Raw genomic sequence first — 14,076 nt, 5'->3', positions numbered from 1 at the left:
ATGTGTTAAGCACGCCGCCAGCGTTCATCCTGAGCCAGGATCAAACTCTCGTTAAAAGTGTTTGTTCTAGTCAAGATTAACTCTAGCTAATCTATCCTTTTACTGTTGTTTTGGTTTGTTATAAACCGTTCTTAAAAAATTTTCTCTTAAAGAAATTTTCAAGGATCTGTTGTCTATTGTTTAGTTATCAATGTTCTTTGTTTGTTGTCGTTTGCGACAGCTTATTCAGATTATCACATCTTTCACTGTTTGTCAACAACTTTTTTAATTTTTTTTGCTTTATCGCTTCAAGTTCATTCTCTCGATGTCTTGTTTGCGACAGCTCATTTATATTAGCATGTACTCTTTATTCTGTCAACACTTTTTCTAAACTTTTTTCATCTTATCTCAAAAAATGTTTTATCAGTTTTCATGCCTTCTTGTATCACATATTTCAAGTCGAGCAGCCGCGAGACTTGGCGCGTGATTCTGGTCAGCGTAAGCTGACACATTCTTTTCAGAATCACTGCGCATCCTCGCGGAGCGTTTATCTCAGTCGGAGATTGGACTCCCACTGAGACAAATTTGCTGTTACTCACCACCTGAAAGAGGTGGGAGTCTTCTCGACTGAGATAATCATGTAACACAAACGGAGAAGGAGGGATTTGAACCCTCGCGCCGCTACTAACGACCTACTCCCTTTCCAGGGGAGCCCCTTCGGCCAGCTTGGGTACTTCTCCAAAAAACAACCGAAGACTAATATACATGATTTCTTCTGATTTGTCCAGTCTTTTTTTTACTTATAAAACGCATCCTCGCGGAGCCTTTTTGTATGTTAGGAAAGAACACTTTGCTAACATACAAAAAATCGTATCGGCATTTACCGATACGATTCAAGCGGAGAGGGTGGGATTCGAACCCACGCGCCCTTGCGGACAAACGGTTTTCAAGACCGCCTCGTTATGACCACTTCGATACCTCTCCATATTCTGTTTTGTCGCTTTTCGTTTATGTCGTTCGCGACAAGTAGTATACTATCACATGGTTTATATTATGTCAACACTTTTTCAAAACTTTTTTTAATTTTTTTGAAAAGTTATTTATTTTCCATATTTTCCAGCAAAAACCTCGCCTATTTCCAAGTCTTCCGGCGTTGTGATTTTAATATTTTCATAGCTTCCTTGCACTAATCTTACAGAATGCCCCGTAAATGTTTCTACTACCATTGCATCATCCGTTACATTCGTCTCTTCTTGTTCCATTAAACATCTATATGCTTCTTTCACCAGCCCAACATGAAAAACCTGTGGTGTCTGCACCATCCATACTTTACTTCTGTCCGGAGTTTCAGCAACATTTGCATGATCATCCGCAATCTTTATTGTATCCTTTACCGGCATGCCAACAACACATGCATTACAACTCTGAACAGCTTCATATGCACGTTCTATTATCTCTTCACTTATAAACGGGCGTGCGCCATCATGAATAAATACATATCCATCCTCTACATGCTTTAATGCATTCCATACGGAATTATAACGTTCTGCTCCGCCTTCCACAATATGTGTCACTTTAGTAAAGCCATATGGTCTTACAATCTGTTCTTCACAATAGGATTCCTCTCCTTGTCCGGTAACAAGATAAATTTCATCTATACGAGCCGAATCTTGAAATGTCTGTAATGAATAATACAACACCGGTTTATCCTGTAACAACAGATATTGTTTATGTACTTTTGTTCCCATCCGTTTTCCCTGTCCTGCTGCCAATACGATTGCTGTACAATGTTTCTTTACCATTTCAAGATTCTCCTCTTTATTCCCTACTTTATATCATCGTTCTCCAAGCTTCAGATTTGGCACGGCATTCAAATCCCATCCATGTCTTGTTCCTGCAAGATATTCATAATATGCCGCCGCACCGATCATTGCTGCATTATCTGTACAGAAAATCGGAGACGGATAATAAAATTTCATATCACGTTTTGCACATGCCTCTTCCATTGCCTGACGCAGTGCACCATTCGATGCCACTCCACCTGCTATCGCAAACTTATACATATCAAATTCATCTACTGCTTTCATAGATTTCTCTACCAATGCATCAATTGCCGCCTTCTGAAATGATGCCGCAATATCTGCCGGATTATATTCCTGTCCTTTCATTTGACATCCATTGATATAGTTTAAGACAGCTGATTTCAATCCGCTAAAACTAAAATCATATGGTGATCCTTCAATTCGTGCTTTTGGAAATACAATCGCATTTGGATCTCCTTCACGTGCAATTCTTTCAATCTTCGGTCCTCCCGGATACCCCAAACCAATTGTACGTGCCACTTTATCATAGGCTTCTCCAACTGCATCATCGCGTGTTCCGCCTAAGATTTCATACTTTCCATATTCCTTTACACATACAAGATGTGTATGTCCGCCAGATACTACCAGGCACAAAAATGGCGGCTCTAAATCTGGATGTTCAATATAATTTGCAGAAATATGACCTTCTATATGATGTACTCCGATCAATGGTTTATTCTTTGCAAATGCGATTGCCTTTGCTTCTGCAACGCCAACTAACAGGGCTCCCACAAGCCCCGGTCCGTAAGTCACTCCGATTGCATCGATTTCATCCAATGTTGTATCCGCTTCTTTCAATGCCTCTTCAATTACCTGGTTAATTTTTTCAATATGCTTTCTGGAGGCGATTTCCGGTACGACTCCACCATACAATTTGTGCAGGTCAATCTGAGAAGAAATAATATTAGATCGTACTTCTCTTCCATTATGCACTACTGCTGCTGCAGTTTCATCGCAGGAGCTTTCTATTGCCAAAATATTAATATCCTGTATTTCCCTCATAATTTTCTCCTAGTCAAATTTCATTTCTACAGACATCCTGTCTTTTCCCGCCTTAGACGCCGGAAAAATCTTACGCACCTCATCCATATACATCTCCGGATGCGTAAGCGACGGACTATAATGTGTCAACCACATTTCTCTTACATTTGCTTCTTTTGCAAGCTCTGCTGCCTCATAAAATGTCATATGCTTATATTCAACAGCTTTTGCTGCCTTTTCTTTCTCTCCGTACATTCCTTCACAAATAAACAAATCCGAATCCACCGCATTTTCACGAATTGATTTTGTCGGTCTTGTATCCGTTGTATAAGTCAGTTTAATTCCTTTTCTGGCTGGTCCAAGCACCATGTCCGGAGTCAGCACACGACCTTCCGTCTCTATCGTTTCACCCTTCTGCAACAAACTCCAGTATTTCTGTTCAATATTCTGTTCTTTTGCACGGGCAGGATCAAATTTTCCGGCACGATCGATTTCCAATGTATATCCGTAACAGAGTACATTATGATTTACACGAAACGCCTTAAGCCTGTATCCATTCATCTCAAAAGTCTGTTCTGCACCTTCAATTTCTTTGTAATAAATTGGAAATGGTAATTCCGGTGCAATTACCCTGAGGGCATTTACAACTCGCTCCAAGCCTTTTGGTCCGATTAAGGTCAGCGGTTCTGTTCGGTCCGCATTTCCCATTGTCAGTAACAATCCCGGTAAACCACTAATATGATCACCGTGATAATGAGTAAAACAAATTACATCAATCGGTTTAAAACTCCATCCCTTTTCTTTTATTGCGATCTGTGTTCCCTCGCCACAATCGATCAGCAAACTGCTTCCATTAAATCTGGTCATCAGGGAAGTCAGCCAACGATATGGCAGTGGCATCATCCCGCCACAGCCAAGTAAACATACATCTAACATATTATTCCTCTATTTCTACGCTCTATTTTTTCGTTGGTATCACCGCACGACTCATTAAAATCGCATCTTCAATCGGATTTTTATAATAATTTTCACGGATTCCGTCCTGTGTAAAGCCATGCTTTTCGTAAAATGCTCTTGCATCGTCATTGCTGACACGAACATCCAACATAATAATCTGTATCTGGTTCTCCCAGCAGATTACATCTAATGCATGTATCAATTCTGATGCGACACCAAATCTTCTTGATTCTTTTAAGACTGCGATTCTGGCAATATCAGCCTCATCATCTGCTGTATAGACAATACAATATCCTACAATCTTCCCAATTTTTTCTGCTACAAGACAAATTGTTTTTGGATTACGAAGTGTATCAAGAATCGCTTTCTCACTCCAAGCATCTGAAAATGTCTGATGTTCCATCTCTGCGATTGCTGCCGCATCTTCTACTTTCATCTGACGAATCGCTACAACAGCCTTGCGTTCTTTTTCCGCACGTTCTCTTTCCGCCTGTGATACACGCAGATAGTCCGGCTGATGTTCCATTGCCGTCTCAAATTTTCCCTCTTTATAATACTGAATTCCAAGAGCTCCGACTACTGCTGCTCTCTGACGGTTCGCACTCGCAGGTGCAAAAGAAAATGGTACACGCATCTTTTCTTTGATTACATCCTGATATACCGGCACGCCATCTCCGAGAAATACAACCGGTCTTCCATGTATATTCAGACGTTCTATCAATTCTTCTATTGGAGATGCATTCTGTGCTTCTAATACATCCAGTACCAGTTCTGTCTCCTTACTTCCTTCCACTTCTCTTCTTGCAAATGTGTACATCCCTGTATAAACTTGCTTTCTTCTTGCATCCATAATAGGACAAATAATATCTTGGCACCCGTAAAGATTATACGCAAGTCCATCTACTGTTGGCACGTGTATTAATGGTTTCTCCAATGCCAGTCCCAATCCTTTTGCCGTAGCTGACCCAATTCGAAGACCTGTAAAAGAACCCGGTCCTCCTGCTACAGCAATCGCATCTATTGATTTCAGTTCAAGTTCTATCATCTTCCCCATTGTATCGATCATCGGCAACAATGTCTGTGAATGTGTCTTTTTAAAATTTACTGTATATTCCGCAATTGTTTGCGTATCTTCTACAACTGCCACTGTTGCAGTCATTCCTGAGCTGTCAATTGCCAGTACTCTCATATGCTCCTCCTGTCACCTAGTTAACCAAGAAAGGTCAGACAACGCTGACCTTTTCCCAACTGTGTTTTTATCGTTCTTCTATCGTAATTCTCCGATACTCAAATCCTTCTTGAAGATCTTTTTCAATAATGATCTCTGTACGTCTTTCAGGAAGTATCTCTTCGATCAAATTCGCCCATTCAATCAGCGATACGCCTTCCCCCATCACATATTCATCAAAACCGACTTCATCCATCTCTTCTACATCACCAATACGATATACATCAAAATGATAAAATGGAAGTCGTCCACCCTCATAAACCTGAACGATTGTGAATGTCGGACTGTTCACAGGCTCTGTGATTCCTAATCCATGTGCAAATCCCTGTGTAAATACAGTTTTGCCAACGCCTAGATCTCCTGTCAAAGTAAATACTTGTCCCGGTACGGCTTTCTTTGCCAGATCAACACCAATCTGAAATGTCTGTTCAGGACTTCTCGTCTCTAATACCATAGTGTTTCCTCCATATAGTAGTGACTATACCACATTACCCTCGTTTTTTCCAGTCCCACGGCACAAAAAAAGAATGTACCAAAGCACATTCTTTTTTATTTTTAGTATATTTTAATGGTGGAATAAACGAATTCCTGTAAATGCCATTGCCATGCCATATTTATTACATACTGAAATTACGTTGTCATCTCTCACTGAGCCGCCCGGCTGTGCAATATATTTTACACCACTCTTATGAGCTCGTTCGATATTATCTCCAAATGGGAAGAATGCATCGGAACCAAGCGAAACATCTGTCATCTTATCCAGCCATGCACGTTTTTCTTCTCTTGTAAATACTGCTGGTTTTTCTTTAAATGTATTCTCCCAAACACCATCTGCAAGAACATCCATATATTCTTCTCCAATATAGAGATCGATTGCATTATCGCGATCCGCACGTCCGATTCCATCTTTAAACTGAAGTCCCAGAACCTGTGGAGACTGACGAAGCCACCAGTTGTCTGCCTTCTGTCCTGCCAGACGTGTACAATGAATACGAGACTGCTGTCCTGCTCCGATACCGATTGCCTGTCCGCCCTTTACATAACATACAGAGTTTGACTGTGTATATTTTAATGTGATCATAGAAATTGCAAGGTCCATCTTAGCTGAATCAGGAATTTCCTTATTATCTGTTACAACATTTGAGAAAAACTCATCATCAATCTTCAACTCATTTCTTCCCTGTTCAAATGTAATTCCAAATACTTCTTTATGTTCCAATGGAGCCGGCACGTAATTTGGATCAATCTGAATAACATTGTAATTTCCTTTTTTCTTCTGTTTCAATAATTCCAATGCTTCCGGCTCAAATCCAGGTGCGATTACACCATCTGAGACCTCTCTCTTGATCAATCTCGCTGTATCTACATCACACACATCAGAAAGTGCAATAAAATCACCAAATGAAGACATTCTATCTGCACCTCTTGCTCTTGCATATGCTGATGCCAGTGGAGAAAGTTCTCCAAGGTCATCTACCCAGTAAATTTTTGCAAGTGTCTCATCTAATGGAAGTCCCACTGCTGCTCCTGCCGGTGAAACATGTTTAAATGATGTTGCTGCTGGAAGACCTGTTGCCTTTTTCAATTCTGATACAAGCAACCAGCCATTAAATGCATCCAGGAAGTTAATATATCCCGGACGTCCGCATAATACCTGGATTGGAAGTTCACTTCCGTCAGCCATATAAATTCTTGAAGGTTTCTGATTTGGATTACAACCATATTTTAATTCTAATTCTTTCATCTTATCTGCTCCTCTTACTAATTGTATTTCACAGTTCTGATATTATTTAGTTATTTTTATTTACAATCTTTGTCTCGTATTTTCCTGTCTCAATATCGATGTAGCGGACAAATAATGAAACTTTATTTTCTTCATTCAGGCTGTTCCATAACAACTCTGTAAAATTCTCCATATCATTTGGAATTCCAATTAACTTTGGCTCTCCTTCAAAGCTTGGAAGCGGATTACCGTCATGCATATATGTATGAATAAAATGTCCCTCACCTGCTGCCGGATTCTCGTATGCAAATGTATAACGATTACAGCTTTCCGGATTACCATTATTACTTTTCAAAATAGACATTGCATAGTTATACTTTCCGTCTTCCAAATGCATCACACCTGAAATACGTGGTGTATAATTCGGTCCGTCCGGCTCAAACTCACGTGAACGAAGAGACTGTTCGAATGTAAGCTGTTTATCCATTCCCTCGTAAATTGTATCTGTCTGATCTCCGTTTGTAACAATTGTTTTGTTTCCAAGCACACGTACCGGTGCATAAATAATCAGACTTGGATCTGTCAATTTGGATGGATCAAACGCCTGTGTGCGGATACCTTCCCCATCTTCCACAAACACACGATTACGACTGTTCTCACTTCTCCCCATAATAAAATAAGCTGCTACAGCTTTTGTACCATCTTCACTTTTTCCAAGGATGATTCCTCTTCCCGGATAAGTGTTATTCTTCAGTTCCTGTTCAATGGATAACATTTTCATTGATGATTCTCCTTTGTTTTCAAACTTAATTTTCATTTTTTTCGCATATTCTTATTATAACTATGAAATTTTTTAAGTTCAATATGCTCACCATCAATACATTCTAATAAATACTTATTAGTTACCCGGCACAGACACTTCAAAAAATCACTCTTATACCCGCAAATCTATCAGAAAACTTTTGTTGTCCAGCGGCTCATATCCCAGACATCATTTACTACATCTTTGTAAAATTCTGGTTCATGACAGATTAGCAAAATGCTTCCCCTGTATTCCTGTAATGCTTTCTTTAATGAATCCTTTGCATCCACATCCAAATGATTCGTCGGCTCATCTAAAAGCAAAATATTCGTATCTCTGTTCATCAGCTTACAAAGACGCACCTTTGCCTGCTCTCCTCCGCTAAGTACCCTCACCTGACTTTCAATATGCTTTGTCGTCAACCCACATTTCGCCAGTGCAGAACGCACTTCATATTGAGTAAACGAAGGAAATTCTTCCCAAATCTCCTCAATACAGGTATTTCGGTTATCACCTTTTACTTCCTGTTCAAAATAACCAATCTGTAAATTTTCACCCAGCTCACACTTTCCGGACAGAGAAGGAATCAGCCCTAAAATACTCTTCAACAATGTAGTTTTTCCAATACCATTCGTTCCTACCAGAGCAATTTTATTACCGCGTTCCATAGAAAAATTCAATGGTTTTGACAATGGCTCATCATATCCTGTAACAAGATTCTCTGTCTCAAATAAAATTTTTCCAGGAGTTCTTCCATACTGAAATTTAAACTGTGGCTTCGGTCTCTCTGCCGCTAATTCGATTACATCCATCTTATCCAGTTTTTTCTGGCGTGACATAGCCATATTTCTTGTAGAAACGCGTGCTTTATTACGCGCTACAAAATCTTTCAGTTCACTGATTTCCTGCTGCTGACGACGATACGCAGCTTCCAGCTGTGCTTTTTTTACTGCATAAACTTCTTGAAAATGATCATAATCTCCGACATAACGATTCAGTTCCTGATTCTCCATGTGATAAATAATATTTACCACATCATTCAAAAACGGAATGTCATGCGAGATCAATATAAATGCATTTTCATAATCCAATAAATATCGTTTCAGCCAGACAATATGTTCCTCATCCAGGTAGTTTGTCGGCTCATCTAACAAAAGGATATCTGGTTTTTCTAAAAGCAGTTTTGCCAGGAGTACTTTTGTTCTCTGACCTCCACTTAAATCTGTTACATCCCGCTCAAGCCCCAGATCAAGCAGTCCCAGCGCTCTTGCCACCTCTTCTACTTTTGCATCAATTGTATAAAAATCATGCAGTGTCAGCTCATCTTGGATTGTTCCAAGTTCCTCCATAAGCTCCGTCATCTGCTCATCATCTGCTGTTCCTAACATATCACAGATTTCATTCATTCTCTGTTCTTTTTGCAAAAGCGGATCAAACGCTGCTTTTAATGCTTCACGGATCGTCATCCCACTTTTTAAAACTGCATGCTGATCCAAATATCCTGCATGCACATTTTTCGCCCATTCTACTTTACCTTCATCCGGCAGCAATTTTCCGGTAACAATACTCATAAATGTGGATTTTCCTTCACCATTAGCCCCCACCAGACCGATGTGCTCGCCCTTCAAAAGACGGAATGATACATCCGAAAAAATCGCACGATCTCCAAATCCATGTGATAAATGTTCTACATTTAATATACTCATCTTGCTCTCCTACTATATATTTTTCTCAGACAGTATTCCGAGTTTCTCTCCAATCATATCAAATTCTTCCAGATAAATACAGTTCGGTAACGATTTATTTTTAATCTTTTCTCTGCACTCTGAAAAATCCATCCAAATAACATCGGATACTTCTGACTCTTGTAATGTAAGCGTTGTAATATCAACCGGTTTCTGATAAAGGTAAACCGTACTCAATTCGTTATCTTTGAATAATCTTCCATGAAATACAGCCTCAAACTGCCCTCTATGAATTCCAACTTCTGTCAAATCGTCTTCTACCGCCTCAATTCCCAGTTCTTCCCACAATTCTCTCAGAGCACTTTCGAGAGTCTCATCTCCTGTATCCACATGTCCTGCTGAAGAAATGTCATAACTTCCCGGATTAGAATCCTTACAAAGACTTCTCTTCTGCAATAATACATCATAACCACTCTTGTTATTTGGTCTGACGATCCATGTATGCACAGTTGCATGAAGAGCCCCCTCCCGATGTGCCACTCCACGTTCTTTTACAACTCCCGTTTTACTACCATCCGGATTAATAACATCAAAAAGCTCCATTGGTATGCCGTCGAGCGCTGCATATTCCAACACATCGGATTTGTTATATACTAATTTCAACGAAAAGAAGTCTTCCCTCTCGTCCAACAATCGAAAGAAAACACGGTCTCCTTCCCATAAATTCAATTCTCCGATTCTATCTTTTTCAACCCATTCAAGAACACCTTCATCGCATTCTATCGGCTCTCCCGTAAATGCATCTGCCGTATAAAGCGACATATATTCAATGACATCTTCTCCATAGACAAATGTTACAATCCCGCGATATTTCCACGATGTCAGCGTATACCCGGTCTCTTCTTTAACCTCTCTAAGCAGACACTCTTCCGGGCTTTCTCCATGCTCAAAATGTCCTCCTACTCCAATCCATTTATCCTTATTCACATCATTTTTCTTCACAACACGATGAAGCATCAGGTATTTATTATCCTGTTCGATGTAACATAATGTACTTTCTTTTCTCATTTCTAATCCCTCTCTTTTATATCAACGCAATCCATTACAAATACAAATCACATACAACTCACTATTAATATTACTTTTTCAGCATAGAAAACACAAGAAAATATCCTGACAAGTTACAAAGTTAAAACACTTTATACTTATCAGGATATTTCTATTCTAAACTGCAAAGCTAAATTTCTTTATTTTTACACGTATTTTTTATCATTATTCCCTACATCATGCTATTTAAAATTCCGCCTCCTATGATGCTCAGCAAAATCACTAATCCAATACTTACGAGTATCCAGATAAGTGCTGCTCTGGCATAATTCTTTCGATTAATATTTGTATTTCCAGAAAATGCCCATATAAGTAAGAAAATAAATCCAATTATAGGAACAAATGACAACAGTGACATCAGGAAAAAATCAAGCACTGTCAACGGTGCATCAAGTGCAGGATTCTTACTCACAGTCTGTTGTTGTGCATCATTAAGATTATATGGTGGCACCTGCCCCTGCTGTACCTGTGGTGGAATCTGCGTATATGGTGCCTGTGTTCATTATAACTAGGGGAAAATTACTGTAAAAAAATTTGCAGTCTTTACACTGCCTGTTTTTCTACCGGATAAGGCGACTGATACTTAAATACAATATCAATGCTCTTATCTCCATTCACAACAATTTTTTCAATCAATTCTGTCACAATTTCTCTTGTCACTTCGGATAATGTTCCATACTTGATAAATTTCTCTATCCAGTTTTCATAAGATTCTTCTGCCTCTCCAAAGCTGTCTTTCTCTTGTTCTGCCAACTGAATCTTCGCCCTGATATCTTTATCCTGCTTTTCATATTCTGCCTTATAGGAGAGATATTCTTCTTTATCCAGAACACCATCTACATAATTTTCGTAAGTTTTCTTTTTATACTTTTGGACAGCCGCAAGTTCTTTTTGTAACCGTTCAATCTGCTGGTCTGCTTCTGCACATCGTCTCTGCACCTCCTTCTTCCTATCTGCTACTTTTAATATTTCATCCTTATCACTTTCTTTCAGTGCCAGTTCCGCTTGTCTTTGGATTTCATTTTTTACAATAGAATCCAATACTTCTTTTTTAATGAAATGAGAATAACAAACTGTGTTTCCTTTTTTGTGATAGGTACCGCACTCATAACCGTCCCGACAAGTAACCCTCTGGAAATTATATCCGCAATCTCCACAAACAATAATTCCTGCGTATGGATTTACCTTTCTCACTTCGCTATTAAATCCCGGTGTCCGTGTTCTTTTCTTCATAAGTTCCTGTACCTGCTCAAAAGTATCTTTGCTAATAATTGCTTCGTGCATTCCTTCCACAATATACTGCTGTTCCTCTGGAATATATTGATACTTTTCCACTTTATAGGATATCTTTTCTGATTTATGCTGTACCATAGCCCCTGTATAAACTCTGTTTCGCAAAATTACATTGATCGTAGGATATGCCCAGCCCTTTGCACCCGCTTTTTCTAATGCATTGGCATATTTCAATTCCTGCACCTTTCTCTTATACTCTGACGGTGTCAGAATTCCTTCCTGATTCAGTTTCTTTGCAATACCATCCCTGGAATATCCTTCCAAACTCATATAAAAGATTCTCCGTACCACTTTAGCTGCTTCTTCATCTACAAGAAAATGATGCTTATCTGCCGGATCTTTTACATATCCATATGGGGCAAACCCAGACATAAACTGTCCCCGTTTCTTCTGGGCGGTCAATGCACCTCTGATTTTCTTAGATATATCACGACTATACATATCATTAAACAACGTCTTAAACTGTGCCAATTCTTCATTACTGTGATGAACAGAATCCACGCCATCCAAAATTGCAATATAACGCACACCCAAAGATGGAAAAACACGCTCAATATAGTTACTGGTTTCAATATGTTCACGCCCAAGCCGGGAAATATCTTTCGTAATAACGCCTTGAATTTTCCCTTTGTAGATATCCTCCATCATCCGCTGAAATTCCGGTCTATTCGCAAAATAAAGCCCCGAATAACCGTCATCAATATAAATATCTGCGATTTCCAGATCCTCTGATTTAGTCACATACTCACGAATCAGTTTCATCTGATTTTCAATACTCTCACTAACTTTATTCTCTCCATCATCCTTCGACAGACGACAATATACACCCATCTGATACATCATATCACCCCATCTTTCTCAAGTATTCTATCTGGTGAACTCTCTACTGAAGCAAACTTAAAATATATATCTATTTTCTGCTCTGGATATACATAAATTTTATCAACTAACTCCACAAGCGCTTCTCTGGTAAGCTGCTTTACCGTTATTCTTCTGCGATTAAAGTGCTCCAACCATATCTTTGTTTCATTGACCGCCGCCCGCTGCCTTTGCTCTTCATGGTTCAGTTCTGATAATTCTTTTTGCTATTTCTGATTCTCTGTTTCATACATCTGTTTTAATTCCAGATATTCCTCTTTGGAAAGTACTTCATCCATAAACTGTTCATATGCTCGTTTCCGGTATTCCAGATTTCTTTCTATTTTTGCCTGCAATTTTGCAATTTTACCATCCAGTTCCGGCTGTTTCTGTCTGATCTGAGTTTCCAGATTCTTCATATCCATCTTCATCTGTTTCAATTGCTGGTTGATTGCAAATACAACCAGTTCATCCAGCTTTTCAAATGTAATATGATTCAGCTCACAGTAATTCTGCCCCTGCTTCTGATGAAAACCACACATATATCCGTCATAGTCTTTATGAGATGCCAGATAACGTTTTCGCATGGCTGTTTTACATTTCCCACAAAAGAGCAGTCCCACATATTTATGTGGTTCATTGTTTTTATCAAAATAGGAAACTCTGCGCCCCTTTCTTATTTGCTGAACCCTATCAAACTCTTCTTTAGAAATGATTGCCTCATGTGCATCCGGCACCAGCTCCATTTCTTCCAGGGGAATTGCCTTTTTGTATTTCAGCTTATAAGACGGTCTTTCATGTTTCCGAATCACAACCGCCCCAGTATAGACCGGATTCTTTAAAATTCCACTTACAGTAGACGATGTCCACAGACCTTTTCCCGAATCCCATACATAATTGGTTTTTAAAACTTCCTTTTTATATTTTGCGGGACAAGGGATTTCATCTTCATTCAAAGTCCTGCAAATAACCGTACAGCCAAATCCATTTTGATACATTCTGTAAATTCTTCGAACAACCTCGGCTGCATAAGGATCAATTTCCAGATGATTATGAATTGTTTTACTTTTCACATATCCAAAGGGGGGCTGTTTCGGAGTATATTCGCCCATACTTCTTTTGGTCTGAATCGTTGTCTTAATCTTTCTGGATGTATCTCTCAAATACATATCATTCAGCAAAGTTTTTATTTCTAACATTTCATCATAAGTTCCAACGGCTGAATCATAATTATCCAGAATCGAAACAATCCGAATCTGTTTCTCCGGGAAATATTTGCCTAGATAATAGTTGGTATCAATATGTTCTCTTCCAAGTCGAGATACGTCCTTAAAAATCACCATATTGATAACACCAAGCTCAATATCTGCCAGCATCCTCCGAAATTCAGTTCTTTCAAAATTACTTCCAGAAGCCCCATCGTCTACATAAACTTTTTTCTCTGCAATATCTTTATTCTCTGCAATATAATCTCTTGCCATCTGAATCTGAGAGTGAATACTATTGCTGTATTCACCCTCTTTATTTTGCTCTTCAATGGAAATTCGGCAATAAATTCCTGCCTGATACATTCTATCCCTCTTTTCATCGGTCTTGCGTAG

The 14,076-nt window shown here is 39.1% G+C and carries 13 protein-coding genes and 2 tRNA genes; all 15 read right to left on the bottom strand.

Features of this window, described 5'->3' with window-relative positions:
* Positions 1–629: 629 nt before the first annotated feature.
* Positions 630–719 (bottom strand) — tRNA-Ser (locus tag D8Q48_RS15225).
* Between the two features lie 158 nt (positions 720–877).
* Positions 878–963 (bottom strand) — tRNA-Ser (locus D8Q48_RS15220).
* 116 nt (positions 964–1,079) lie between these two features.
* Positions 1,080–1,781 (bottom strand): 2-C-methyl-D-erythritol 4-phosphate cytidylyltransferase, encoded by a 702-nt coding sequence (gene ispD, locus D8Q48_RS15215; RefSeq protein ID WP_121057097.1) that lies wholly within the window; start codon positions 1,779–1,781, stop codon positions 1,080–1,082.
* A gap of 33 nt (positions 1,782–1,814) precedes the next feature.
* Positions 1,815–2,843 carry a tRNA (adenosine(37)-N6)-threonylcarbamoyltransferase complex transferase subunit TsaD gene (gene tsaD / locus D8Q48_RS15210; RefSeq protein WP_022076311.1) on the bottom strand — a complete coding sequence of 343 codons (1,029 nt, stop codon included), beginning with the start codon at positions 2,841–2,843 and terminating at the stop codon, positions 1,815–1,817.
* Between the two features lie 9 nt (positions 2,844–2,852).
* On the bottom strand, positions 2,853–3,758 hold the full coding sequence (locus D8Q48_RS15205; protein WP_022076312.1) for a ribonuclease Z: 906 nt from the start codon (positions 3,756–3,758) through the stop codon (positions 2,853–2,855).
* Between the two features lie 22 nt (positions 3,759–3,780).
* Positions 3,781–4,968 (bottom strand): tRNA (adenosine(37)-N6)-threonylcarbamoyltransferase complex dimerization subunit type 1 TsaB, encoded by a 1,188-nt coding sequence (gene tsaB, locus D8Q48_RS15200; RefSeq protein ID WP_121057095.1) that lies wholly within the window; start codon positions 4,966–4,968, stop codon positions 3,781–3,783.
* A 67-nt stretch (positions 4,969–5,035) separates the two neighbouring features.
* A complete protein-coding gene (gene tsaE, locus D8Q48_RS15195) occupies positions 5,036–5,461 on the bottom strand; it encodes a tRNA (adenosine(37)-N6)-threonylcarbamoyltransferase complex ATPase subunit type 1 TsaE (RefSeq protein ID WP_022076314.1) in 426 nt (141 codons plus the stop codon).
* A gap of 111 nt (positions 5,462–5,572) precedes the next feature.
* The gene (locus D8Q48_RS15190; protein ID WP_117992098.1) at positions 5,573–6,751 is read right to left on the bottom strand and encodes a phosphoribosylaminoimidazolecarboxamide formyltransferase; all 1,179 of its coding nucleotides are present in this window, start codon (positions 6,749–6,751) and stop codon (positions 5,573–5,575) included.
* A gap of 46 nt (positions 6,752–6,797) precedes the next feature.
* Positions 6,798–7,511: an IMP cyclohydrolase gene (locus tag D8Q48_RS15185; protein WP_121057093.1), complete on the bottom strand. Its 714-nt coding sequence runs from the start codon at positions 7,509–7,511 to the stop codon at positions 6,798–6,800.
* A 170-nt stretch (positions 7,512–7,681) separates the two neighbouring features.
* The gene (locus D8Q48_RS15180; protein WP_022076317.1) at positions 7,682–9,238 is read right to left on the bottom strand and encodes an ABC-F family ATP-binding cassette domain-containing protein; all 1,557 of its coding nucleotides are present in this window, start codon (positions 9,236–9,238) and stop codon (positions 7,682–7,684) included.
* A 12-nt stretch (positions 9,239–9,250) separates the two neighbouring features.
* A complete protein-coding gene (locus D8Q48_RS15175) occupies positions 9,251–10,285 on the bottom strand; it encodes an NUDIX domain-containing protein (RefSeq protein ID WP_121057091.1) in 1,035 nt (344 codons plus the stop codon).
* 211 nt (positions 10,286–10,496) lie between these two features.
* Positions 10,497–10,775, bottom strand: a complete 279-nt coding sequence (locus D8Q48_RS15170; RefSeq protein WP_121057089.1) for a hypothetical protein — start codon at positions 10,773–10,775, stop codon at positions 10,497–10,499.
* 92 nt (positions 10,776–10,867) lie between these two features.
* A complete protein-coding gene (locus D8Q48_RS15165) occupies positions 10,868–12,460 on the bottom strand; it encodes a recombinase family protein (RefSeq protein ID WP_121057087.1) in 1,593 nt (530 codons plus the stop codon).
* Positions 12,457–12,630: a DUF4368 domain-containing protein gene (locus tag D8Q48_RS17690; protein ID WP_279230741.1), complete on the bottom strand. Its 174-nt coding sequence runs from the start codon at positions 12,628–12,630 to the stop codon at positions 12,457–12,459. The genes D8Q48_RS15165 and D8Q48_RS17690 overlap by 4 nt, the downstream gene beginning before the upstream one ends.
* Before the next feature lie 72 nt (positions 12,631–12,702).
* Complete coding sequence (locus tag D8Q48_RS15160) at positions 12,703–14,046, bottom strand: recombinase family protein (protein WP_243116321.1); 1,344 nt, start codon at positions 14,044–14,046, stop codon at positions 12,703–12,705.
* Positions 14,047–14,076: the final 30 nt, after the last annotated feature.

This window comes from Ruminococcus sp. B05 (assembly GCF_003628495.1).
Lineage (GTDB): Bacteria > Bacillota > Clostridia > Lachnospirales > Lachnospiraceae > Schaedlerella > Schaedlerella hominis.
This window is presented reverse-complemented; position numbering and strand designations above follow the sequence as displayed.